The 22,456-nt window shown below is 70.4% G+C and carries 21 protein-coding genes; 18 read left to right on the top strand and 3 right to left on the bottom strand.

Annotated elements, in window-relative coordinates; translation table 11 throughout:
* The first annotated feature begins 40 nt into the window (after positions 1-40).
* From ACI2L3_RS24080 to ACI2L3_RS24010, 15 genes are all read left to right on the top strand, one after another.
* Positions 41-1,039, top strand: a complete 999-nt coding sequence (locus ACI2L3_RS24080; protein WP_404754451.1) for an FKBP-type peptidyl-prolyl cis-trans isomerase — start codon at positions 41-43, stop codon at positions 1,037-1,039.
* A gap of 57 nt (positions 1,040-1,096) precedes the next feature.
* On the top strand, positions 1,097-1,471 hold the full coding sequence (locus tag ACI2L3_RS24075) for an FKBP-type peptidyl-prolyl cis-trans isomerase (protein WP_404754450.1): 375 nt from the start codon (positions 1,097-1,099) through the stop codon (positions 1,469-1,471).
* Positions 1,472-1,661: 190 nt separating this feature from the next.
* Positions 1,662-2,639, top strand: a complete 978-nt coding sequence (locus ACI2L3_RS24070; RefSeq protein ID WP_404754449.1) for a helix-turn-helix transcriptional regulator — start codon at positions 1,662-1,664, stop codon at positions 2,637-2,639.
* Positions 2,640-2,656: 17 nt separating this feature from the next.
* Positions 2,657-3,676 carry a helix-turn-helix transcriptional regulator gene (locus ACI2L3_RS24065; protein ID WP_404754448.1) on the top strand — a complete coding sequence of 340 codons (1,020 nt, stop codon included), beginning with the start codon at positions 2,657-2,659 and terminating at the stop codon, positions 3,674-3,676.
* 11 nt (positions 3,677-3,687) lie between these two features.
* Entirely contained in the window at positions 3,688-3,948 is a 261-nt protein-coding gene (locus ACI2L3_RS24060) for a hypothetical protein (RefSeq protein WP_404754658.1), read from the top strand.
* A 9-nt stretch (positions 3,949-3,957) separates the two neighbouring features.
* Positions 3,958-4,155: a hypothetical protein gene (locus ACI2L3_RS24055; protein WP_404754447.1), complete on the top strand. Its 198-nt coding sequence runs from the start codon at positions 3,958-3,960 to the stop codon at positions 4,153-4,155.
* Between the two features lie 218 nt (positions 4,156-4,373).
* Positions 4,374-4,658 (top strand): Sec-independent protein translocase subunit TatA, encoded by a 285-nt coding sequence (gene tatA / locus ACI2L3_RS24050; protein WP_404754446.1) that lies wholly within the window; start codon positions 4,374-4,376, stop codon positions 4,656-4,658.
* Positions 4,659-4,750: 92 nt separating this feature from the next.
* Entirely contained in the window at positions 4,751-5,644 is an 894-nt protein-coding gene (tatC, locus tag ACI2L3_RS24045) for a twin-arginine translocase subunit TatC (RefSeq protein WP_404754657.1), read from the top strand.
* A 17-nt stretch (positions 5,645-5,661) separates the two neighbouring features.
* Positions 5,662-6,552: a diacylglycerol kinase gene (locus tag ACI2L3_RS24040; RefSeq protein ID WP_404754445.1), complete on the top strand. Its 891-nt coding sequence runs from the start codon at positions 5,662-5,664 to the stop codon at positions 6,550-6,552.
* Positions 6,553-6,673: 121 nt separating this feature from the next.
* The gene (locus tag ACI2L3_RS24035; protein WP_404754444.1) at positions 6,674-9,484 is read left to right on the top strand and encodes a DEAD/DEAH box helicase; all 2,811 of its coding nucleotides are present in this window, start codon (positions 6,674-6,676) and stop codon (positions 9,482-9,484) included.
* 352 nt (positions 9,485-9,836) lie between these two features.
* Positions 9,837-11,441 (top strand): ATP-binding protein, encoded by a 1,605-nt coding sequence (locus ACI2L3_RS24030; protein ID WP_404754443.1) that lies wholly within the window; start codon positions 9,837-9,839, stop codon positions 11,439-11,441.
* A complete protein-coding gene (locus ACI2L3_RS24025; protein ID WP_055556816.1) occupies positions 11,438-11,845 on the top strand; it encodes a roadblock/LC7 domain-containing protein in 408 nt (135 codons plus the stop codon). Before ACI2L3_RS24030 ends, ACI2L3_RS24025 begins: the two co-directional genes overlap by 4 nt.
* A complete protein-coding gene (locus ACI2L3_RS24020; protein WP_404754442.1) occupies positions 11,842-12,255 on the top strand; it encodes a DUF742 domain-containing protein in 414 nt (137 codons plus the stop codon). Before ACI2L3_RS24025 ends, ACI2L3_RS24020 begins: the two co-directional genes overlap by 4 nt.
* Positions 12,236-12,859: a GTP-binding protein gene (locus ACI2L3_RS24015; RefSeq protein WP_404754441.1), complete on the top strand. Its 624-nt coding sequence runs from the start codon at positions 12,236-12,238 to the stop codon at positions 12,857-12,859. Before ACI2L3_RS24020 ends, ACI2L3_RS24015 begins: the two co-directional genes overlap by 20 nt.
* An 87-nt stretch (positions 12,860-12,946) precedes the next feature.
* The gene (locus tag ACI2L3_RS24010; protein WP_404754440.1) at positions 12,947-14,428 is read left to right on the top strand and encodes a cytochrome P450; all 1,482 of its coding nucleotides are present in this window, start codon (positions 12,947-12,949) and stop codon (positions 14,426-14,428) included.
* A 55-nt stretch (positions 14,429-14,483) separates the two neighbouring features.
* Here the strand turns inward: ACI2L3_RS24010 and ACI2L3_RS24005 are convergent, their stop codons facing one another.
* A complete protein-coding gene (locus tag ACI2L3_RS24005) occupies positions 14,484-15,428 on the bottom strand; it encodes an RluA family pseudouridine synthase (protein WP_404754439.1) in 945 nt (314 codons plus the stop codon).
* A 414-nt stretch (positions 15,429-15,842) separates the two neighbouring features.
* On the opposite strand from ACI2L3_RS24005, the gene ACI2L3_RS24000 reads away from it, so the two are divergent.
* Entirely contained in the window at positions 15,843-16,445 is a 603-nt protein-coding gene (locus ACI2L3_RS24000) for a GNAT family N-acetyltransferase (protein ID WP_404754438.1), read from the top strand.
* A 93-nt stretch (positions 16,446-16,538) separates the two neighbouring features.
* On the opposite strand, the gene ACI2L3_RS23995 is transcribed toward ACI2L3_RS24000, so the two are convergent.
* Positions 16,539-17,375, bottom strand: coding sequence for a siderophore-interacting protein (locus ACI2L3_RS23995; protein WP_404754437.1), 837 nt, complete (start codon positions 17,373-17,375; stop codon positions 16,539-16,541).
* Positions 17,376-17,428: 53 nt separating this feature from the next.
* Positions 17,429-18,367, bottom strand: coding sequence for a 5'-3' exonuclease H3TH domain-containing protein (locus ACI2L3_RS23990; protein ID WP_404754656.1), 939 nt, complete (start codon positions 18,365-18,367; stop codon positions 17,429-17,431).
* 287 nt (positions 18,368-18,654) lie between these two features.
* On the opposite strand from ACI2L3_RS23990, the gene ACI2L3_RS23985 reads away from it, so the two are divergent.
* Positions 18,655-19,770, top strand: coding sequence for a glycine betaine/L-proline ABC transporter ATP-binding protein (locus ACI2L3_RS23985; RefSeq protein ID WP_404754436.1), 1,116 nt, complete (start codon positions 18,655-18,657; stop codon positions 19,768-19,770).
* Complete coding sequence (locus ACI2L3_RS23980; RefSeq protein ID WP_404754435.1) at positions 19,763-22,372, top strand: ABC transporter permease/substrate binding protein; 2,610 nt, start codon at positions 19,763-19,765, stop codon at positions 22,370-22,372. Before ACI2L3_RS23985 ends, ACI2L3_RS23980 begins: the two co-directional genes overlap by 8 nt.
* Positions 22,373-22,456 lie beyond the last annotated feature (84 nt).

The following is a 22,456-nucleotide window of genomic DNA, read 5'->3' as shown; positions in this document are numbered from 1 at the left end:
CACGCCAACCCACAAGATCGACCGATACGAGGCCCCCACCGTGCGCCGACGCTCACTTCTCCTTGCTGTCCCGGCCGGCCTGCTCACGCTGGCAGGCTGTGGTGACGACAAGGCCGACAAGGCCAAGACGAAGCCCAGCGACAGTCCGACGAACGCCACGTCGGCCCCGCCGACCGCGAAGATCGTGGACGGGCCGCTGCCCGAGATCACGAAGGGCGACAAGTTCGGTGAGAAGCCGACCGTCGCCAAGGGCAAGGGCAAGCCGTCCTCCGACCTCGCGGTCAAGACCCTGATCGAGGGCAAGGGCAAGGAGGTCGTCAAGGGCGACTATCTGCAGGCCAGTTATCTGGGCCAGATCTGGGCGACGGCCAAGGTCTTCGACAACTCGTACGACCGGGGGAACCCCACGGTCTTCCCGATCGGTGTCGGCCAGGTCATCCCGGGCTGGGACCAGGCCCTGGTCGGCAAGAAGCTCGACAGCCGCGTGGAGCTCGCCATCCCGCCGAAGATGGGGTACGGCGAGGAGGGCAACAAGCAGGCGGGCATCAAGGGCTCGGACACGCTCGTGTTCGTCGTCGACCTCGTGAACACCTTCAACAGCAAGAGCTCGGCGAAGGGCAAGGAGGTCGCGCAGTCGAACAAGGACCTGCCCAAGGTCGGCACGAACACCGACGGCAAGGCCCCCTCGATCGACGTCCCGAAGACCGACGCGCCCAAGAAGCTCGTCGCGTCGTACGTCCTGGAGGGCGACGGCGACGAGGTCAAGGAGACCGACGGTCTCCTGTGCCAGTACAAGGGTGTGCTCTGGGCGGACGGCAAGGAGTTCGACTCGTCGTACAAGAGCAAGCAGCTGGCCTCGTTCCAGCTGGCGCAGGTCGTCAAGGGCTGGGCGCAGGGTCTGACCGGCAAGAAGGTCGGCAGCCGCGTCCTCATCGTCATCCCGCCGGAGCTGGGGTACGGCGACCAGCCGCCGCAGGGCAGCTCGATCAAGAAGGACTCCACGCTGGTCTTCTGTGTGGACATCCTCGCGAAGATGTGACCGCTCGGGATGCAAGACTGTCCGGGCTGACCTTTCGTATCAAGCAGGAGCATTTTCGTGAGCATTGACAAGCCCGAGGTCGACTTCCCCGTCGGCGAGGCGCCGACCGAGCTGCAGATCAAGGACATCTGGGAAGGTGACGGGGCGGTCGCCAAGGCGGGCGACCGCGTCAAGGTCCACTACGTGGGTGTGGCCTTCAGCACGGGCGAGGAGTTCGACGCGAGCTGGAACCGCGGCACCCCGCTGGAGTTCCAGCTGGGCGCCGGTCAGGTCATCTCCGGCTGGGACCAGGGCGTGCAGGGCATGAAGGTCGGTGGCCGGCGCGAGCTGACCATCCCGGCCCACCTGGCGTACGGCGACCGCGGCGCCGGTGCCGGCCGCATCGCCCCGGGCGAGACCCTGATCTTCGTCTGCGACCTGGTCTCCGTCTGAGGACGCCTGTGACCTGATCCTTTCGCCGAGGGTCCATGCCTGTCCGGCATGGGCCCTCCCGTCTCCCACCACCACCCTCAACGGAATTCCCTTCGGGATGCACCCCTAGCCCTCGGCTTTTCCCCGGACACCCCGGGGCGGTACGGTCATCGGTCGGAAGCACAATCTGAACAGCCGAGAAAGGGCGTCGATGGCCATTGCCAAGGCCGAGCGGCTGATGAATCTTGCGCTGTGCCTGCTCGGGACCCGGCGGCCGCTGAGCAAGCGCGAGCTTCGGGACTCCATCGAGGCTTACGTCGAGGCCTTCGGCGCGGGGGGCCGGTCGGCCGGGTCCGACGACTCCTTCAACCGGATGTTCGAGCGCGACAAGGACGATCTGCGCGAGCTCGGCCTGGTCATCGAGACCGTGGAGAACCTCGACGGTGAGGTGGGCTACCTCGCCCGCCGCGACAGCAACCGGCTGCCGCCCATCACCCTCGACGCCGAGGAGGCCGCGGCCCTAGGCCTGGCCGCCAAGGTCTGGCAGCAGGCCCGCCTCGCCGGGGCCGCCAGCGGCGCCCTGCAGAAGCTGCGCGCCGCCGGCCTGCCCGAGGGCGTGGATCCGTACGGGGCGCACAGCGCTCTGGAGCCCCGCATCCCGGCGCACGAGGCGTCCTTCGAGCCGCTGATGCTGGCCTGCCGCGACCGCCGCCCCGTCGTCTTCGACTACCGCAAGGCCACCGCGGCCCGCCCCGAGCAGCGCCACGTGGAGCCGTGGGCGCTGGAGTGCTGGCGCGGCCACTGGTACCTCGCGGGCTGGGACCGCGACCGGGGCGCCGAGCGTGTCTTCCGGCTCTCCCGGATCACCGGCAAGGTGCGCGCCCGCGCGGGGAAGTACACGGCCGACGTCCCGGACGTCGTCACGGTCCGTGAGACCGTCGCGGGCTGGGCGGGGGAGACCGCCGACCGCACCGCCCTGATCCGGCTGCGCACGGACGCCGGCTACCCGCTGCGGGCCAAGGCCGTCGCGGTGCGGGAACTGAACGACGGATGGACGGAGTTGGAGATTCCGTACGGTCACGGGCTCGATGCCTGGCTGGTGGAGTTCGGGCCCGACGTGGTGGTCCTTGAGCCCGCCGAGCTGCGGGCAGACGTCGTGGACCGGCTGCGCGCCGTGGCCAAGGGCTGAGGGGGAACGGAAGACCAATGGCCTCGAACGCCATCGATCAGACGCGGCGGATGCTGTCGCTGGTCACCTATCTGCGGGAGCGCCCCGGCGCCCACGTCGGCGATGTCGCCCGCGCCTTCGGCATCACCACGGACGAGCTGATCTCCGACCTCGACGTGCTGCCGATGTGCGGGACCAGCTTCCGCGGCGGCGACCTCCTCGACATCGACACCGACGGCGACCGCATCTGGTGGCACAACCCCGACGACGTCGCGGCCCCGCTGCGGCTCGCCGCCGACGAGGCGACCGCCCTGCTCGTCGCCGCCCGCGCCGTGGCCACCCTGCCCGGCCTGCGCGAGAGCGACCGCCTGGCGCTGCTGCGCGCCACCGCGAAGCTGGAGACCGCGGCGGGCGAGGCGGCGGGCGCCAGCTCACGCCTCTCGGTGACCTTCGAGTCCGAGGGCGGCGTCTTCGCCGACGTCGACCGGGCCATCTCCGAGCGCCGCAGGCTCTGGATCCGCTACTACTCACCCGCCCGCGACGAGGTCACCGAGCGCGAGATCGACCCGATCCGCCTGGTGAGCGTCGGCCACACCTATGTGGAGGCGTGGTGCCGCCGCTCCGAGGCGCGCCGCACCTTCCGCCTCGACCGGGTCGCCGAGATCAAGATCCTCGACGAGCCGTCCGCGCCGCCCGAGGTGGAGCTGCGCGACCTCTCCGAAGGTCTCGTGCAGCCCGCCGCCGAGGACCCCGAGGTCGTCGTCGAGGTCGGGCCGGGCGGCCGCTGGGTCGCCGAGTACTACCCGCACGACAGCGCCGAGGAGCTGCCCGACGGCGGCCTGCGGATCACGCTGCGCACCCCCGAGCCCGCCTCGCTGCGCCGGCTCGCGCTGCGGCTCGGCAGGGACGGCCGGATCGTCTCCCCGGCGCAGCTCGCGGACAGTGCGCGGCAGGCGGCGCGGGAGGCTCTCGAGGCGTACGACAGGGGCGTCGAGACGTACGAGAAGGACGTCGAGACGTACGAGAGGGATCACGACAGTCAGGAGCAAGGACGTTGAGCACACCGACGATGTCCGGACTGCCCGGGGTGCCGGCGCAGCGGCGGGCGGCCCCCGTCTTCTTCACGGCCGCCTGCCCCGACTGCCGCGCCCGCTTCGAGCTGTCCGCCGGGGCCCTGCGGCTCGCGATCGGCGCCGGGCCCCGCACCACCTTCTACTCCTTCACCTGTCCCGAGTGCGGGGCCGCGGTGCGCAAGCCCGCGGGGGAGCGCATCGTCGAACTCCTCACCGGCGGCGGGGTGCGGACGCTGCGTCTGCACTCGACCGTCTAGGCTCGGCGCATGTTCTGGGCGATGCTCGCGATCGCGGCGGGCTTCTTGGGCCTCGCCGTCCTCGGCGTACTGGCGGTCAAGGTCTTCGTGGAGGCGCAGCGTCTCGCGCGTCAAGTGACCGAGACCACACGGCAGATCAATCGGGCGGCGGAGGATCTGGAAAAGGCGGCGGCCGGTGTGGCCCGTGCGGGACGCGGGGCTCTTTAGCGTCGGTGGCGTCCGCGACCTGTCAACTCCCCGAGGGGGGCGGGTACGCTGCGGACACGGCCCGGGATCGAGGCGGGGGCCGCACTCGGAGTATGCGCGGGGATTGCCGAGCGTTTACCCCGGGGGGTTACGATCGCTGTCAGCGCGGGAGATCGGATGTATGTCCGGTCTGCCGGGCAACCAGACTCCTGTCGCCTCGGTGAAGAAGGTATACAGCTATGGGTAGGCTCGGCCCCACCGAGATCATTCTCATCCTCGTCATCATCGTCCTGCTGTTCGGTGCCAAGAAGCTCCCCGACATGGCCCGCTCCCTGGGCAAGTCGGCCCGCATCCTCAAGAGCGAGGCCAAGGCCATGAAGTCCGAGGGCAAGGACGACGCCGCCGCCCCGGCCGACCCGCCGAGCGACCCGGCCCTCCAGAAGCGCACGATCCAGGCTGCTCCCGGCGACGTGACCAGCTCGCGCCCGGTCACCGAGCCGACCGACCGTACGACGCAGCGCTGATCCAAGGCCGGCGACGGCCGGCCTGCCGCACGAGATGAGGACGTGGGTTGCTCAAGTCTGCCCGCAAGAAGGAGAAGGACCCCGAGGGGCGGATGTCCCTCGCGGAGCACCTGCGCGAGCTCCGCAACCGGCTCGCGAAGGGTCTCCTCGCCATCACGGTCGTATCGATCGTGGCGGCTTTCTACAGCCAGGAGCTGATGGAGTTCCTGGCTGATCCGGTGCCGCGCTGCGAGCCCGGCATGAAGGAGACCGGCGGTCACTGCGCGAAGGTCACGTTCAACGACCTGCTGTCGCCGTTCACCACCACGGTGAAGGTCAGCCTCATGGTCGGCATCATCGTGTCCAGCCCGGTCTGGCTGTACCAGCTGTGGGCGTTCGTCGCGCCCGGCCTGCACAAGCACGAGCGGAAGTACACCTACTGGTTCGTCTCCGCCGCGGTGCCCCTCTTCTTCGGAGGCGCCTGGCTGGCCTACACGATCCTCCCGGTCAGCATGCGCGTCCTGCTCGGCATCACGCCCGACGGTGCCGAGAACCTGCTGCCGATGGACAAGATCCTCGACTTCACCGTCAGGATGGTCCTCGTCTTCGGCATCTCCTTCGAGTTGCCGCTGCTCCTGGTCATGCTCAACATGACGGGGATGGTGACCGGACGCCGCATGCTCACGTGGTGGCGCGGCGTGGTCATGGGAGTCTTCATCTTCGGCGCCGTGGCGACCCCGACCACCGACCCGGTCGGCATGATCGCCCTCGCGGGACCGATCGTCGTCCTGTACTTCATGGCCGTCGGCATCTCCTTCCTGAACGACGCGCGCCGCCGTCGCAACGATCCCGACGCCGAGCTCGACGACGACGAGGCGTCCGACCTGGATCTGACGCCCGAGGCCGTCGGCGAGGTCGAGTCGGTGCGGTCGCCGCAGGCGCTGCCGGAGCAGGCGGGCACCGGGCGGGCCGATCATCGTGTGAACGGTTTCGACGATGTGACCTGACCTTGTAGGGTCCGGCCGTGACCAGCGAGATCACCCTCTTCGTCAATCCCACCGCGGGCCGCGGCCGGGGCGCCCACGCGGCGCAGCCGGCCGCTTCGGCGTTGCGGGCCCGTGGCTTCTCCGTCCGCACCGTCATCGGGGAGGACGCCCCCGACGCGCTGCGGCGGGCCCGCGAGGCCGTCGACGGCGGCACGGGGGCGCTGATAGCCGTCGGCGGTGACGGCATGGCGAGCCTCGCGTTGCAGGCCGCCGCCGGGACGCGCACCCCGCTCGGGGTGATCGCGGTGGGCACCGGCAACGACTTCGCGCGGGCGCTCGGCCTCCCGGTGCGCGAGCCGGCCGCCGCGGGGGAGATCGTGGCCGAGGCGCTCAAGGGGGCACGCACCCGTGACGTCGACCTCGGGAAGGCCGGCGGCACCTGGTTCGGGACCGTGCTCGCCTCCGGCTTCGACTCGCGCGTGAACGACCGGGGCAACCGGATGCGGTGGCCCACGGGACGCTTCAAGTACGACCTGGCGATGGTCGCGGAGCTGGCCGCGTTCAAGCCGATCCCGTACCGGCTCACGCTGGACGGCGGTGACGTCCACGAGGTCGAGGCCACGCTGGTCGCGGTCGGCAACGGCACCTCGTACGGCGGAGGCATGCGGATCTGCGCGGGGGCCGACATGAGCGACGGTCTTTTCGACGTCACCGTGGTGGGGGAGTGCAGCCGGACGACGCTGCTCAAGGTCTTCCCGCGGGTCTACAAGGGCACGCACCTCGACCATCCGAAGGTCACCGTGCACCGGACGGCCAGGGTCGAGCTCGCCGCGCCCGGTGTCACCGGGTACGCGGACGGGGAGCCGCTGGGCGCGCTGCCGCTGACCGCGGAGTGCGTGCCGGGGGCGGTGCGGGTGCTGACGGCGTGATCCGCCGTGGCCCGTGACCTGCCGTGACCCGTCGTGTCCCGCCGGCACCGGGCCGCGGTCATGATCATCGCGAGATAATGATCGTCCGTTGTCAGTGGTGGCCGGTAGTCTCGAAAGCACGATGACAGAGGACCTCTCACCGGCCGAGCGGTACGCGGCGGCGCGCAAGCGCGCTGTCGAGCAGGCCACCGCACTCGCGTCCTTCCGCGAGATGTACGAATTCGGCCTCGACCCCTTCCAGATCGAGGCCTGCCGGGCCCTGGAAGCGGGCAAGGGCGTGCTCGTGGCCGCCCCCACGGGCTCGGGCAAGACGATCGTCGGCGAGTTCGCCGTGCACCTCGCGCTTCTCCAGGGCAAGAAGTGCTTCTACACCACGCCCATCAAGGCGCTCTCCAACCAGAAGTACGCCGACCTCTCCAGAAGGTACGGCGCGGACAAGGTCGGTCTCCTCACCGGCGACAACAGCGTCAACAGCGACGCCCCGGTGGTCGTGATGACCACCGAAGTCCTGCGGAACATGCTGTATTCCGGCTCGCAGTCGTTGCTGAACCTCGGCTATGTGGTCATGGACGAGGTGCACTACCTCTCCGACCGCTTCCGCGGCGCCGTCTGGGAGGAAGTGATCATCCACCTCCAGGAGTCGGTCACGCTGGTCTCCCTGTCGGCCACGGTGTCGAACGCCGAGGAGTTCGGTGCCTGGCTCGACACCGTCCGCGGTGACACCGAGGTGATCGTCTCCGAGCACCGGCCCGTGCCGCTCTTCCAGCACGTGCTCGCCGGGCGCCGGATGTACGACCTCTTCGAGGAGGGTGAGGGCCGCAAGAAGGCGGTCAACCCGGACCTCACGCGCATGGCGCGCATGGAGGCCAGCCGTTCGTACAACCCGCGCGACCGCCGCAAGGGCAAGATGATCCGGGAGGCGGACCGCGAGCGGGAGCGCCGCCAGCGGTCGCGGATCTGGACGCCGGGGCGCCCCGAGGTCATCGAGCGGCTCGACGCCGAGGGCCTGCTGCCCGCCATCACGTTCATCTTCAGCCGCGCGGGCTGCGAGTCCGCGGTGCAGCAGTGTCTGTACGCGGGCCTTCGGCTGAACGACGACGAGGCGCGGATGACGGTCCGCGAGATCGTCGAGGAGCGCACGGGCTCCATCCCGAACGAGGACCTGCATGTCCTCGGCTACTACGAATGGCTGGAGGGTCTTGAGCGCGGCATCGCGGCGCACCACGCGGGCATGCTGCCCACCTTCAAGGAGGTCGTCGAGGAGCTGTTCGTGCGCGGCCTCGTCAAGGCCGTCTTCGCCACCGAGACCCTCGCGCTCGGCATCAACATGCCCGCGCGGAGTGTGGTGTTGGAGAAGCTCGTCAAGTGGAACGGCGAGCAGCACGCCGACATCACCCCGGGTGAGTACACGCAGCTGACCGGCCGGGCCGGGCGCCGCGGCATCGACGTCGAGGGCCATGCGGTGGTGCTGTGGCAGCGCGCCATGAGCCCCGAGCACCTGGCGGGCCTCGCGGGCACGCGTACGTATCCGCTGCGCTCCAGCTTCAAGCCGTCGTACAACATGGCGGTCAATCTGGTCGAGCAGTTCGGGCGGCACCGCTCGCGTGAGCTTCTGGAGACGTCGTTCGCGCAGTTCCAGGCCGACAAGTCGGTCGTCGGGATCTCCCGGCAGGTGCAGAAGAACGAGGAGGGCCTGGAGGGCTACAAGGCCTCCATGACCTGTCACCTGGGCGATTTCGAGGAGTACGCGCGGCTGCGCCGCGAGCTCAAGGACCGCGAGACCGAGCTGGCCAAGCAGGGTGCCTCCCAGCGCAGGGCCGCCGCCGCTGCCGCCCTGGAGAAGCTCAAGCCGGGTGACGTCATCCACGTCCCGACGGGGAAGTACGCGGGTCTGGCCCTCGTGCTCGATCCCGGGCTGCCGGCCGGGCGGGCCAACGGCCACCGCGGCTTCGACCACGTGGACGGGCCGCGGCCGCTGGTGCTCACCGCCGAGCGGCAGGTCAAGCGGCTCGCGTCGATGGACTTCCCGGTGCCCGTCGAGGCCCTGGAGCGGATGCGCATCCCGAAGTCGTTCAACGCCCGCTCGCCGCAGTCCCGCCGCGATCTGGCGTCCGCGCTGCGCACCAAGGCCGGGCACATCGTCCCCGACCGGCACCGCAAGGGGCGTGCGGCGGCCGCCGACGACCAGGAGATCGCACGGCTGCGCACGGAGCTGCGCGCGCACCCGTGCCACGGCTGCGACGAGCGCGAGGACCACGCCCGCTGGGCCGAGCGGTACTACCGCCTCAAGCGCGACACCGCCCAGCTGGAGCGCCGCATCGAGGGGCGTACGAACACGATCGCCCGCACCTTCGACCGCATCGTCGCGCTCCTCACCGAGCTCGACTATCTGCGCGGCGACGAGGCCACCGAGCACGGCAGGCGGCTCGCCCGGTTGTACGGGGAGCTGGACCTGCTGGCCAGCGAGTGCCTGCGTGCCGGTGTGTGGGAGGGGCTGAGCCCGGCCGAACTGGCCGCGTGCGTATCGGCGTTGGTGTACGAGTCGCGGGTCGGTGACGACGCGCTGGCGCCCAAGCTGCCGTCCGGTGCGGCGAAGGCGGCGCTGGGCGAGATGGTGCGCATCTGGGGACGTCTTGACGGTCTGGAGGAAGAGTTCAGGATCAGTCAGACGGAGGGCGTCGGCCAGCGCGAGCCGGACCTGGGCTTCGCCTGGGCGGCGTACATGTGGGCCAATGACAAGGGCCTGGACGAGGTGCTGCGCGAGGCGGAGATGCCGGCCGGTGACTTCGTGCGCTGGTGCAAGCAGGTCATCGACGTCCTCGGGCAGATCTCCGCGGCGGCGCCGCGCGAGGGCAGCACGGTCGCGAAGAACGCCCGCAAGGCCGTCGACCAGCTGCTGCGGGGCGTCGTGGCGTACAGCTCGGTGGGCTGACACCGCATCATTGCCTCACACGGGCGCGTTCCTCGACCGAACGGTCGTCGGACGCGCCCGTTCCGTATGCCCGTACGGCATCACTCCATGTGTTCGATTGATCGCCCGGCGTGCAAAAAGGGGAGAGTCTATGCCCCTCGGCGAGCCCTTTGCAGAGGCTTGCCGAATATGACTCGGCGGTGATTTCGGCGGACTAAGCTCGCCCGGAGCGCGGCGAGTTGGAACGAGTTGCGACGGATTCGCGCGCTTGTTCCCAAAACTCCCGATCGTTCGTTTCGTCGTTCCCGAAAACATGTTCCGTCATCCCCCCAAAGACGTCATATCCCCCAAGACGAGTGTTCAGAGGGCATACATGGTGAGTGTTCAATCGCCTCCCGGTGGCCGAGAAGTCCCTTACGCGCGCGTGCTGTTGCTGCCCGCCATGCTCATGGCGGCCGCGACCGGAGCCGCCGTCGCCTCGGTGGCGGCGCCGGCCAGGACCGCCGTCGGCTGGTGCGGCGCCGTCGCGACCCTCATGGTCGTCGCGGTCGGCGCCGAGGCGGTCCGCCGCGGCCGCACCATCCGGGGGCAGCGCACGCAGTACGCAGAGCGGCTCGCCTTCCTCGAACGGCGCGTCGCATCCCACGACGACGAGACCATTCGCCTGGGGCGGGAGATCCTGCCCGAGGCGCTCTGGCGGCTGCGGCAGGGCGAAGCGCCCGCGGATGTGATCCGCAACGTCGTCGACAAGGACGAGAACTTCTGCGAACTCCCCGACTCGCAGCGCGACTTGCTCCGCTCCGTCCTCGACACCCTGGACCACGAGGAAGCGATGCGCGAGTCCGCGCAGCGCGCCTTCGTCAACATCGCCCGGCGCGTCCAGTCGATCGTCCACCAGCAAGCCGCCGAACTCCGCGAGATGGAGGAGTTCCACGGCCGCAACCCCGAGGTCTTCGACGACCTGCTGCGCATCGACCACGGCACCGCCCTGATCGGCCGGCTCGCCGACTCCATCGCGGTGCTCGGCGGCGCCCGCCCCGGCCGCCAGTGGCCCAAGCCCGTCCCGCTCTTCAGCGTGCTGCGCGGCGCGATGTCCCGGATCCTCGACTACCCGCGCGTCGAACTGCACTCCATCGCCGACGTCGCCATCCACGGCACCTCCGTCGAGCCGCTCATCCACGCCTGCGCCGAGCTCCTCGACAACGCCACCCGCTACTCGCCGCCGCAGACCAAGGTGCACGTCACCGCCGTCGAGGTGCAGACCGGCATCGCCGTCGAGATCGAGGACGGCGGCGTCAGCCTCAGCGAGGAGGCCCGGGCCCGCGCCGAGCGCATGCTGGCCCAGGCACAGGCCGGCATCGACCTCAACGACCTCGGCGAGACCCCGCGCCTCGGCATGGCCGTCGTCGGCCGCCTCTCCCAGATGTACAACCTCCAGGTCTCGCTCCGGCAGTCCGCCTACGGAGGCGTCCGCGCGGTGCTCATCGTGCCCCGCGAGATGATGACCACCGGGCCCGCCCCCGGCCTCGCCCACGGCATCGGCGCCTCCGCCGTGCCGCGCGTCGACAACGCGGGACGCACCATCGAGGAGCCCGCCCGCAACATCCGCCGCAAGAAGCCGCGCGTCGTCACCGCGGGCCCGCCGCTGCGCTCCCCGCTCACCGCGACCGCGACCGTGGAGGACGACGTCCCCGAGGTCACCGAGTGGACGTCGGGCGGCCTGCCGCAGCGCCGCAGCCGCGTCAAGATCTCCCTCAAGGAGCGGTACGCCCAGGAGGCCGAGGCCCAGCGGATCGCCGAGGCCCACGCCGCCGCCACCGCGCCGCCGCCGCCCGCGCCCAAGCGGGACGAGCCCGAACCGGGCCTGTGGATCGAGGCGTTCATGAAGGGCGTCAAGGGAGACGACCCATCGGACGGATCCGGTCCGGTGCCCCCGCAGAACAACCACGGCAGCGCCGACGAGAGGGACTGGCAGTGATCCAGCAACGCGCCAACTTCGACTGGATGCTGAAGGAACTCGCCGACGGCGTACCGCAGACCCGCCAGATCGTGGTGCTCTCCGCCGACGGCCTGCGCATCGCGCGCTACGGCGGCGACCCCGACGCGGCCGACCGCATCGCCGCGGCCTGCGCGGGACTGCAGTCCCTCGCCGCCGCCGTCGCCACCGAGATCCCGCACAGCGACGGCGGCATGAAGATGGTCATCATCGAGATCAACGGCGGCTACTTCTACCTGATGGCCGCGGGCGCCGGCGCCTACCTCGCCGTGCTCGCCGACGAAACCGTCGACGCGGGCCTCATCGGCACCCGCATGCGCGACCTCGTCGTCCGCATCGGGGCGCACCTGACGAGTCCGCCCAGGCGTGACGGGCAGGCCGTATGACTCCTCCGCAAGACTCCTCCCACGGCTCGGAGCAGGGCGCGGGTCCGCCGGACCCCGGCACGCCCCCGCAGCGGGAGCGCCGCAGCCCCGAGAACCCGGAGCGGCTGTACATCCTCACCGGCGACGACTCCGAGCGGGCACCGCTCGACCTCGTCACCCTGATCGTCGCGCAGGGCGAGGCGTCCCCCATGGCCCAGCCGGAGCACTCCGCGATCCTGCGGCTGTGCACGACTCCGCTGTCCGTCGCCGAACTCTCGGCGTACATGGCGCTGCCGTTCAGTGTCGTGACCGTCGTCCTGACGGAGTTACTGGCGACCGAGCTCGTCCAGGCGCGCGCCCCCATCGTCCGCTCCGCGCTCCCCGACCGATCCCTCCTCGAAGCGGTGATGCATGGACTTCAGAAACTCTGAGACCACCGACACGATCTCCGGCCCGCGCAGTGAGGACGTCCTGCCGCACACCGCCACGGCCGCCGTGAAGGTCGTGATCGTGGGCGGGTTCGGGGTCGGCAAGACGACGATGGTCGGCTCGGTCAGCGAGATCCGCCCGCTGACCACCGAGGAGACCATGACCCAGGCGGGCATCGGGGTCGACGACAACTACGGCTCCGAGACCAAGACCGCCACCACCGTGGCGATGGACTTCGGACGCATCAGCATCTCCGAGGAGCTCGTCCTCTACCTCTTCGGCACCCCCGGCCAGGAACGCTTCTGGTTCCTGTGGAACGGCCTCTTCGAAGGCGCGCTCGGGGCGGTCGTGCTCATCGACACCCGCCGCCTCGAAGTCAGCTTCGACGTGATCGGCCGCCTGGAGGAGCGCGGCGTGCCGTTCGTCGTCGCCGTCAACGACTTCCCGGACGCGCCCGTCCACCCGGTCGAGACGCTCCGCAGGGCGCTCGACCTGGAACCGGCCGTGCCGATCATGGCGTGCGACGCCCGCCGCAGGGAGTCCAGCCGGGACGTCCTGATGACCCTGATGCGCTATCTCCACTCCCTGACGGTGATGCGCGTCTGAACCCCCTGACGGTGACGCGCGTCCGACCGCGCCCGCACCCCGTACCCAGCAACCCGGAACCCCACAGCGAAACCCGGAGCGACGACCGTGACGACTCCTCCCTCCCCCTCCTGGCCCGGCACCGACGACCGCACCGCACCGCCGCCCGGCTGCCCGGCCCACGGCCTCGGCCCCGGCGGTCTGCGCCGTCTCTACGGCCCCGAGGCGGACGCCGACCTCGCCGGCCTGTACGAGAAGCTGCGCGCCGAGCACGGCGCGGTGGCGCCCGTGCTGATCCACAACGACGTGCCGATGTGGGCGGTCCTCGGCCACAGCGAGAACCTGCACATGGTCCGCACCCCCTCGCAGTACACGCGCGACTCGCGCAGCTGGCGGGCGGTGCGGGACGGCACGGCCGGTCTCGACCATCCGCTCGCGCCCGTCTTCACCTGGCAGCCGATGTGCAGCTTCGTCGAGGGTGACGAGCACCAGCGGCTGCGCGGCGCGGTCACCGGCGCCATGTCGGGCATCGACCACCGCGGCATCCGCCGCTACATCAACCGGTACACGAACCACCTCCTCAACGACATCTGCCAGGACGGCCGCGCCGACCTCGTCAGCCAGTTCGCCGAGCACCTGCCGATGATGGTGATGTGCCACGTCCTCGGCATGCCCGAGGAGTACAACGAACGCATGGTGCAGTCCGCCCGCGACATGATCAAGGGCACCGAGACCGCCATCGCCAGCAACGCGTACGTGATGGAGGTCCTGATGGGGCTGGTGACGCGGCGCCGCGCCAACCCCGAGGAGGACTTCACCAGCAGCCTCATCGCGCACCCGGCGCGCCTCACCGACGACGAGGTCGCCGCGCACCTGCGCCTCGTGCTCATCGCCGCGTACGAGGCCACCGCCAACCTCATCGCCAACGTCCTGCGGATGGTCCTCACCGACCCGCGCTTCCGCGCCCAGCTCAGCGGCGGCCAGATGACCGTGCCCGAGGCGGTCGAGCAGTCCCTGTGGGACGAGCCGCCGTTCAGCGCGATGATCGGCTACTTCGCCAAGCAGGACACCCAGCTCGGCGGGCAGCGGATCCGGGCGGGCGACGGCCTGATCATGGGCATCGCGCCGGGCAACGTCGATCCGGTCGTACGCCCCGATCTCGCCGCCAACATGCAGGGCAACCGCTCGCACCTCGCGTTCGGCGGCGGGCCGCACGAATGTCCCGGCCAGGACATCGGCCGCGCCATCGCGGACACCGGCGTGGACGCGCTCCTGATGCGGCTGCCGGACGTCGAACTGGACATCGACGAGAGCGAGTTGCGGTGGACGGCGACGATCATGTCCCGGCACCTGGTCGAGCTGCCGGTTAAGTTCGCGCCGCGGCCCCCGCAGGACGTGACGGCCCGCCCTTCGGCGCAGGTGCCGACGCCGCGCAGGGACTGGCAGGTGTCGTCCCCGCCGCCGCGCCGGCCGGAGACCCCCGCCGCTCCGACCGCACGACCGGCGGCCGCAGCCCCCGCCGCGCCCCCCGCGGCCACTCGGCCCAAGGGAGCATGGCAGCGCTTCCTCACCTGGTGGCGCGGCTACTGAGCCGACGCGTCACCGACGGCTGCCGTGCTACTGCTGACTACCGCGCCACTGCCGGCTACCGAGCCCAGGCGTCGTACGCCGACCAGGCGCTCAGCGTCCGCCCACTGACGAAGCGGTGCGCGGCGCCCGTGACCGGATCCGTGAACTCCAGGACGCGCGCGAGGAGTTGCAGCGGCCGCCGGAAGTCGTCCGGCGCCACGGGTCCGGCGACCACGGGGTAGACCGGGTCGCCGAGGATCGGCAGGCCCAACGCGTTCATGTGGACGCGGAGTTGGTGGGTGCGGCCGGTGTGCGGGGTGAGGCGGTAGCGGCCGAGGCCGGCGCGGTGCTCGACGAGCTCGATCCGGCTCTCGCTGTTCGGCGCCGCGCCCGCCACCTCGTACGCCGCGATGACCCCGCGCTCCTTCACGATGTGACTGCGCACGGTCTGCGGTAGCGGCACGTCGGGGTCGTACGGTGCCACCGCCTCGTACTCCTTCCGCACGAGGCGCTCGCTGAACAGCGTCTGGTACGCGCCGCGTTCCTCGGGCCGCACGGTGAACAGGAGCAGTCCGGCGGTCAGCCGGTCCAGGCGGTGCGCGGCGCCGAGCGTCGGGATGCCGAGCTCCTTGCGGAGCCGGGCGAGGGCGGTCTGGGTGACGTGGCTGCCGCGCGGCATCGTCGCGAGGAAGTGCGGCTTGTCCACGACGACGATGTGCTCGTCGCGGTGGACGACGTCGAGGGTGAACGGCACGGGGACCTCCGGCCGCAGGTCCCGGTGGAACCAGACGAACGCGCCGGGCGCGTAGGGCGCCTCCGGGGTCACCGGGGCACCGTCCGCGCCGACGATCCGGCCGTCCCGCAGCATCGCGTCGATGACACCGGGCTCGGCCGCGAGCCGCTCCACCAAGTGGTCGCGCACGGTGGGCCACACCCCGTCGACCGGCAGCCTGACCCGAGCGGGGTCGACGCCGTCGCGCTGGGGGAGCGGGGCGGGCGGGATACGGGGCTTACGTGTCATCAGGGGGTCAGCGTACGGGGCGGCGTGGGGCGTGGGGGTGGGTGTGCGGGGTGGCGCGGGTCGGAGGGGGCGGCGTGTGGGGCGGCGTGGGGCGTGGGGGTGGGTGTGCGGGGCGGCGCAGGGCTGGGGGTGGGTGTGTGGGGCGGTGCGGGTCACGGGGGGCGGGTGTGCGGGTCACGGGGTCGGGCGTACGGGGCGGTGCGGGTCAGAAAGGGCAGTGTGCGGGGCGGTGCGGGGCACGGGGGTGGGCGTACGGGACGGCGCAGGTCACGGGGGGCGGGTGGTGGTGGCGGGTGTGTTTCGGGGGCTTTGGGGGCGGAGGGTGTGCGGGGCGCGCGGGCGGGGGGCCCGCAGGCTCATGTGCGCCCCGGAAAACCACTGCCGTCACCTGGGCCCCGCTGGCACGATGCGGCCATGCCTTTCAAGATCTCCGACATCGTCGCGGCCGGCACGCTCGCCCGCCGTGCCCAGCCGACGCTTCCCGTCACCGGCGGGGACCTGGTCCTGCGTCCCTGGGTGGCGGAGGACGCGCCTGCCGTGTACGAGGCGTTCCAGGACCCCGTGATACAGCGCTGGCACGCGCGGGTGGCCGACTCCGAGGACGAGGTGCGGGGCTGGATAGAGGGCTGGCGCAAGGCGTGGGCGGACGAGCGCGACGCGTACTGGGCGGTCGCCGATGCCGACTCCGGCCAGGTCGTCGGCCGGGTCGCCCTGCGGTGCATCGTCCTCGCCGACGGCCAGGCCGAGATCGCCTACTGGACCATGCCGTCCGCCCGCGGCCGGGGCATCGCCCCCCGCGCCGTCACGTCCCTCACGGAATGGGCCTTCGAGGAAGTCGGCCTGCACCGCCTGGAGCTGACCCACTCGACGGCCAACGAGGCGTCCTGCCGCGTGGCTCTGAAAACGGGCTTCACGCCGGAGGGTACGAAGCGGAGCGCGCTGCTGCACGAGGACGGCTGGCACGACATGCACCTGCATGCCCGCATCAGGGGAGACGCACCGACCGCGTCACCGTGATGCGGAGTCCCCCGAAGGCCCACACGTGCCGCGGGCGGACGGGCCGAGCGCGCAGTTCCCCGCGCCCCCGGGTGAGCCGATTCCCGCCCCGGGTTACGCCGTCCGCTCCTGCTCCGCCTCCACCTGCGCGTTCCACTCCCGCTTGGAGGCCTGCCAGCCGTCCTCGTTGTGGCCGAGGCGCCAGTAGCCGGAGATGGAGAGGCGGTCGCGGGGGATCTCGCGTTCCATGCGCAGGTAGCGGCGGAGCTCCTTCACGAAGCCTGCCTCGCCGTGGACGAAGGCGTGGAGGTCGCCTTCGGGGAACTCCAGGGTGCGTACGGCCTCGACGAGGAGCTGCCCGACCGGGCGGTCGCCGCGGTGGAGCCAGACGATCTCCGCGTCCGTCGCGATCTTCTGCTCCTCCTCGGGGCCCTCGACCTCGATGAAGACGTGGGCGACGGCGCCGCGGGGCAGCGCCTCGGCCGCCGCGGCGATGGCGGGAAGGGCGCTCTCGTCGCCGGCGAGCAGGTGCCAGTCGGCGTCCGCGCTCGGGGCGTAGCCGCCGCCGGGGCCGAGGAAGCGGACGACGGAGCCCGGCTGGACGTCCCGCGCCCACGGCCCCGCGAGGCCCTCGTCGCCGTGGATCACGAAGTCGAGGGCCAGCTCGCGTGTCTCCGCGTCCCACCACCGCACCGTGTACGTGCGCGTCACGGGCCACTGCTCGCGCGGGAACTCCTCGCGGATCCGCTGCATGTCGAAGGGTTCCGGATAGGTGACGCCCTCGGCGTCGAAGAGCAGCTTCACGTAGTGGTCGGTGCACTCGCCCGCCGTGAACTCGGCGAGACCTTCACCGCCGAGGACCACGCGCTGCATGTGCGGGGTCAGCCGTTCCGTGCGCACGACCTGCGCGACATGGGCCTTCGGTGCTTTGCGTGCCGGACGTTCTGCCATGGCGACGGCCTCCCCTGATCCACAATTACTTAGGTTTACCTAAGCTAACACCCTCAGGTGTGGAGGGTGGAGACAAGCCGTGTCAGCGAGCCGCCCAGGCCCCAGCGGGCCGCCAGCTCGTCCAGGGTCGCCGGATCGCGCGGCTCGTGCGGCAGCGCGAGGTCGACCTCCGGCAGGGGTACGTCGTCCGCCACCCGCACGACCTTCGGCGCGACCGCCACGTACGCGCGGGACTCGTCGAGCCGCTTGCGCTGGGACGGGGTGAGCTTCGACTTCGGGTCGTCGACGGCGGCCATGATCCCGTCCAGATCGCCGAACGCGTCCAGGAGCTTGGCTGCCGTCTTCTCGCCGATGCCGGGTACGCCGGGCAGGCCGTCGCTCGGGTCGCCGCGCAGCAGCGCCAGGTTCACGTAGCCGGGCCCGTCCACGCCGTACTTCTCGCGCAGCCACGCCTCGTCCGTCGTCTGGAGGGTGCCGACGCCCTTCAGGGGATAGAGGACGCGGATGCCGCGCTTGTCGTCGACCAGTTGGTAGAGGTCGCGGTCGCCGGTGACGATGTCGACGGGGCCGGTGGCGCGGGCCGCGAAGGTGCCGATCACGTCGTCCGCCTCGTACGCCTCGACGCCGACGCGGGCGATGCCGAGCGCGTCGAGGACGGCCTCGATGACGGGCACCTGCGGGGCGAGCGTGTCGGGGGTCTCCTCGGCGTCCGGGCCCGCGGCCACCTCCTCGGCGACGCGGTGCGCCTTGTAGGAGGGGATGAGCTCGACCCGCCAGTGCGGGCGCCAGTCCGCGTCCATGCACGCGACCAGGTCGTCCGGACGGTGGTCCTGGACGAGGCGGGTGATGAAGTCGAGCAGCCCCCGCACGGCGTTGACCGGGGTGCCGTCCGGCGCCTTCACGGATTCCGGGACGCCGAAATAGGCCCGGAAGTAGAGGGAGGCCGTGTCGAGGAGCATGAGCCGTCGTGTTCGCTGAGTCACATCGCGCATCATGCCGCACCGCACTGACAGCGCGACCGCGCAGCGCACAGCGCCGCCGTCCCGCCGCGCCCGGCGACGTCACCGCGTTGCGCATCGCGGCACACCGTGCCGAGTACGCAACGGATGTGAGCTGGGCCACTCCTTGGTTTGGTCCGGATAAGTGGGGGCAGGGGCGCACCCGGAGCGAACCCGGTCGCGTATTCAACTTTTCGATCGGTAAGCGGGCAGACGCCGCGTCGCTCCACGGCCCGCCGGCGGGGGAGGCGGGCCGTCTTGGTTCAACCCGAGAGGTGTATGTGTCCAGGCTGCAGGCCGAGCACTTGTACAAAGTGTTCGGCAGACGACCCGATGACGCGGTGGAGAAAATCCGCCACGGAGCCGACCGAGAGGAGCTGCGCGCCGACGGCACCACCGCTGCCGTGATCGACGCCTCCTTCGAGGTCGAGCCGGGCCAGATCTTCGTCGTCATGGGTCTCTCGGGATCCGGCAAGTCCACGTTGCTGCGCATGCTCAACGGACTGTCGGAGCCGACCGCCGGCCACGTGCGCTTCGACGGTCAGGACCTGACCGAGCTGAGCGCCAAGGAGATGCGGGAGGTGCGCTCCAAGAAGATCAGCATGGTCTTCCAGCACTTCGCGCTCTTCCCGCACCGCAGCGTTCTGGAGAACGCCGGCTACGGCCTCGAGGTGCAGGGCGTGCCGCGCGCCGAGCGCGAGAAGCGCGCCACCGAGGCGCTGGAGCTGGCGGGCCTCAAGGGCTGGGAGAAGTCCTGGCCCGACGAGCTGTCCGGCGGCATGCAGCAGCGCGTCGGCCTGGCCCGCGCGCTCGCCACCGACGCCGACCTGCTCCTCATGGACGAGTCGTTCAGCGCGCTCGACCCGCTGATCCGCCGCGACATGCAGGACCAGCTCCTGGTCCTCCAGAAGCGGCTGAAGAAGACCATCGTCTTCATCACCCACGACCTCAACGAGGCCATGCGCCTGGGCGACCAGATCGCCGTCATGCGCGACGGCCGCATCGTCCAGATAGGCAACGCCGAGGACATCCTCGTCACGCCGGCCAACGACTACGTGGCCGCGTTCACGCAGGACGTCGACCGCTCCCGGGTGCTCACCGCGGGCGCGATCATGGCCGACCCCGACGAGGACTTCGTGATGGCCGACGCCCCCGCGACGGTCACCGAGGACACCCCGATCATCGAGCTGTTCACGCCCTGCTCCACGAGCGAGGTGCCGGTCGCCGTGACCGACGGCGACGGCAAGCTCGTCGGCGTCGTGCCGCGGGCCAGGCTGCTCGCCGTGCTCGGCGAGCCGATGGAGTCCGAGACCGACGCGGACTCCGCAGCGGACGCGGCCGTACCCGCCCAGGACAAGGGCGACAAGAACGTGGGCAAGGTGAGCAGCGGTGCCTAGGATTCCCTTCGGCGACTGGGTCAATGACTCGGTCGAGTGGCTCAGAACCCACATGGACTGGCTGTTCTCGTTCGTCAAGACGGTCTTCCAGAACATGTGGGACGGCGTCTTCGACGTCCTCTCCGGCCCCGAGCCGCTCCTGATGGCGGGCATCCTCGCCGTCATCGCGTTCTGGCTGCGCGGACTGCTCGGCGGCGTCCTGTCCTTCGTCGGCTTCGCGTTCATCGTGTCCCTGGAGCTGTGGGACAACGCGATGATGACGCTGGCCCTCGTGCTCGTGTCGACCTTCGTGGCGCTGGTCATAGCCGTGCCCGTGGGCATCTGGGCGGCCCGCTCCAAGACGGTCAGCGGTGTCGTCAGGCCCGTCCTGGACTTCATGCAGACGCTGCCCGCGATGATCTACCTCATCCCGGCGCTGCTCTTCTTCCGGATGGGCGCCCCCGCGGGCATCGTCGCCACGATCGTCTTCGCGCTCGCCCCCGGTGTGCGCATGACGGAGCTCGGCATCCGCCAGGTCGACAAGGAGCTGGTCGAGGCCGCCGACGCGTTCGGCACCACGCCCCGCAACACCCTCTTCCGGGTCCAGCTTCCGCTGGCGCTGCCGACGATCATGGCCGGTGTCAACCAGGTCATCATGCTCGGCCTCTCCATGGCGGCCCTGACCGGCATGGTCGGCACGCCGGGCCTCGGCGCGGACGTCAACGCGGCCATCGGCCAGCTCGACGTCGGTCTCGGCGCGGAGGCGGGCGTCTCCATCGTCATCCTCGCCATCTACCTGGACCGCGTCACCAGCGGCCTGGGCAGCCAGGTCTCGCCGCTCGGCCGCCGCGCGCTCGCCAAGCTGCGGGCCGCGCAGGGCCTGAACATCTGGAACTACCGCCCCCGGCCCGTCGTCGCGATGGTCGGCGTCGTCGTCCTCGCGCTCGTCGCGGGCGGCATGAGCATCTTCGGCGGCACCAAGTCCGAGCCGGTGGCCGACTCCGACAACGTCGGCCAGGGCAAGGAAATCAACATCGGCTACATCAACTGGGACGAGGGCATCGCCTCCACCTTCCTCTGGAAGGAGATCCTGGAGCAGCGCGGCTTCAAGGTGAACGCCAGCCTCCTCGACGCGGGGCCGCTCTACACCTCGCTCGCCCAGGGCGACGTCGACTTCCAGACCGACGCGTGGCTGCCGACGACGCACGCCACGTACATGAAGAAGTACGGCGACAAGCTGGAGGACCTCGGCGCCTGGTACGACCGGACGTCGCTGGAGCTGACCGTCCCCTCATACATGAAGGACGTGAACTCGCTCGCCGACCTCAAGGGCAAGGGCGGCACGTTCGACGGCAAGATCACCGGCATCGAGCCGAGCGCCGGTGAGATGCAGCTCCTGAAGAGCAAGGTCCTCAAGGAGTACGGCCTCGACAAGGAGTACAAGGTCGTCGACGGTTCCACCACCGCGATGCTGTCCGAGCTGAAGGCGGCGTACGGCAAGAAGGAGCCGATCGTCGTCCCGCTCTGGTCGCCGCACTGGGCGTACAACGACTTCGACCTGAAGAAGCTCAAGGACCCGAAGGGCGCCTGGGGCAAGGGCGACGGCGTGCACTCGCTGGCGCGTCAGGGCTTCTCGAAGGAGAACCCGCAGGTCGCCAAGTGGCTCAAGAACTTCAAGATGGACGAGAAGCAGCTCACCAGCCTTGAAGCGGAGGTCAACAAGGCCGGCAAGGGCAAGCAGCAGGACGCCGTGCGCGCCTGGCTGAAGAAGAACCCGAAGGTCGTCGACACGCTCGCACCGCTGCCGAAGAACACCGGCGGCGAGGAGAAGAAGCGCCCGCTGAAGGCCGCCTACTTCGCCTGGGACGAGAACATCGCCGTCACCAACCTGTGGAAGCGCGTCCTGGAGAAGCGCGGCTACAAGATGGAGCTGACGCCGGCCGACGTCGGCCCGGCCTACACCGGTCTCGCGCAGGGTGACATCGACCTCAACCTGGACGCCTGGCTGCCCACCGCGCAGAAGACGTACTGGGAGAAGAACAAGGCCAACCTCAAGGACCTCGGTTCCTGGTACAGCCCGACCTCCCTCGAGGTGGCCGTCCCGTCCTACGTCAAGGACGTGAAGTCGCTCGAGGACCTCAAGGGCAAGGGCGACAAGTTCAAGGGCAAGATCATCGGCATCGAGCCGGGCACCGGCGTGATGCAGGCCCTCAAGGACAAGGTCCTGCCGGGCTACGGCCTGGAGGACGAGTACGAGATCGCCGCGGGCTCCACCCCCGCGATGCTCTCCGAGCTGAAGACCGCGTACGCGAAGAAGGAGCCGGTCGCGGTTCTGCTCTGGTCGCCGCACTGGGCGTACAGCGAGTACGACCTGACCAAGCTGAAGGACCCCAAGGGCGGCTTCGGCAAGGGCAATACGATCCGCACGCTCTCCGGCAAGGACTTCCCGAACCAGTACCCGCAGCTCACGAAGTGGCTCAAGAACTTCAAGATGAGCGAGAAGGAACTGGCCTCTCTGGAGAACGAGATCAACAAGGCGGGCAAGAACAACGAGCCCGAGGCCGTCGACGCCTGGCTGAAGAAGAACCCGGGCTTCGAGGAGAAGATGACGGCCGTCAAGTAGCCGGAACCCTCTCCCGCACCTGAAGGGGTGGGCCTCGCCTTGTGGCGAAGCCCACCCCTTCCGGTGTTCCCGCAGGGCCGCCGG

Origin of the sequence: Streptomyces sp. NPDC029674, assembly GCF_044903205.1 — a bacterium.
GTDB lineage: Bacteria > Actinomycetota > Actinomycetes > Streptomycetales > Streptomycetaceae > Streptomyces.
Note: the sequence above shows the minus strand (reverse complement) of the source record. Positions and strands in the feature narration are given on the sequence as shown.

What these genes read in the sequence shown, in the direction of transcription:
- ACI2L3_RS24070 (WP_404754449.1), top strand. Translation starts at nt 1,662, where the DNA reads ATGGCCATTGCCAAGGCCGAGCGGCTGATGAATCTTGCGCTGTGCCTG.
- ACI2L3_RS24065 (WP_404754448.1), top strand. Translation starts at nt 2,657, where the DNA reads ATGGCCTCGAACGCCATCGATCAGACGCGGCGGATGCTGTCGCTGGTC.
- ACI2L3_RS24060 (WP_404754658.1), top strand. Translation starts at nt 3,688, where the DNA reads ATGTCCGGACTGCCCGGGGTGCCGGCGCAGCGGCGGGCGGCCCCCGTC.
- ACI2L3_RS24055 (WP_404754447.1), top strand. Translation starts at nt 3,958, where the DNA reads ATGTTCTGGGCGATGCTCGCGATCGCGGCGGGCTTCTTGGGCCTCGCC.
- tatA (WP_404754446.1), top strand. Translation starts at nt 4,374, where the DNA reads ATGGGTAGGCTCGGCCCCACCGAGATCATTCTCATCCTCGTCATCATC.
- tatC (WP_404754657.1), top strand. Translation starts at nt 4,751, where the DNA reads ATGTCCCTCGCGGAGCACCTGCGCGAGCTCCGCAACCGGCTCGCGAAG.
- ACI2L3_RS24035 (WP_404754444.1), top strand. Translation starts at nt 6,674, where the DNA reads ATGACAGAGGACCTCTCACCGGCCGAGCGGTACGCGGCGGCGCGCAAG.
- ACI2L3_RS24030 (WP_404754443.1), top strand. Translation starts at nt 9,837, where the DNA reads ATGGTGAGTGTTCAATCGCCTCCCGGTGGCCGAGAAGTCCCTTACGCG.
- ACI2L3_RS24020 (WP_404754442.1), top strand. Translation starts at nt 11,842, where the DNA reads ATGACTCCTCCGCAAGACTCCTCCCACGGCTCGGAGCAGGGCGCGGGT.
- ACI2L3_RS24015 (WP_404754441.1), top strand. Translation starts at nt 12,236, where the DNA reads ATGGACTTCAGAAACTCTGAGACCACCGACACGATCTCCGGCCCGCGC.
- ACI2L3_RS24005 (WP_404754439.1), bottom strand. Translation starts at nt 15,428, where the DNA reads ATGACACGTAAGCCCCGTATCCCGCCCGCCCCGCTCCCCCAGCGCGAC.
- ACI2L3_RS24000 (WP_404754438.1), top strand. Translation starts at nt 15,843, where the DNA reads ATGCCTTTCAAGATCTCCGACATCGTCGCGGCCGGCACGCTCGCCCGC.
- ACI2L3_RS23995 (WP_404754437.1), bottom strand. Translation starts at nt 17,375, where the DNA reads ATGGCAGAACGTCCGGCACGCAAAGCACCGAAGGCCCATGTCGCGCAG.
- ACI2L3_RS23990 (WP_404754656.1), bottom strand. Translation starts at nt 18,367, where the DNA reads ATGCGCGATGTGACTCAGCGAACACGACGGCTCATGCTCCTCGACACG.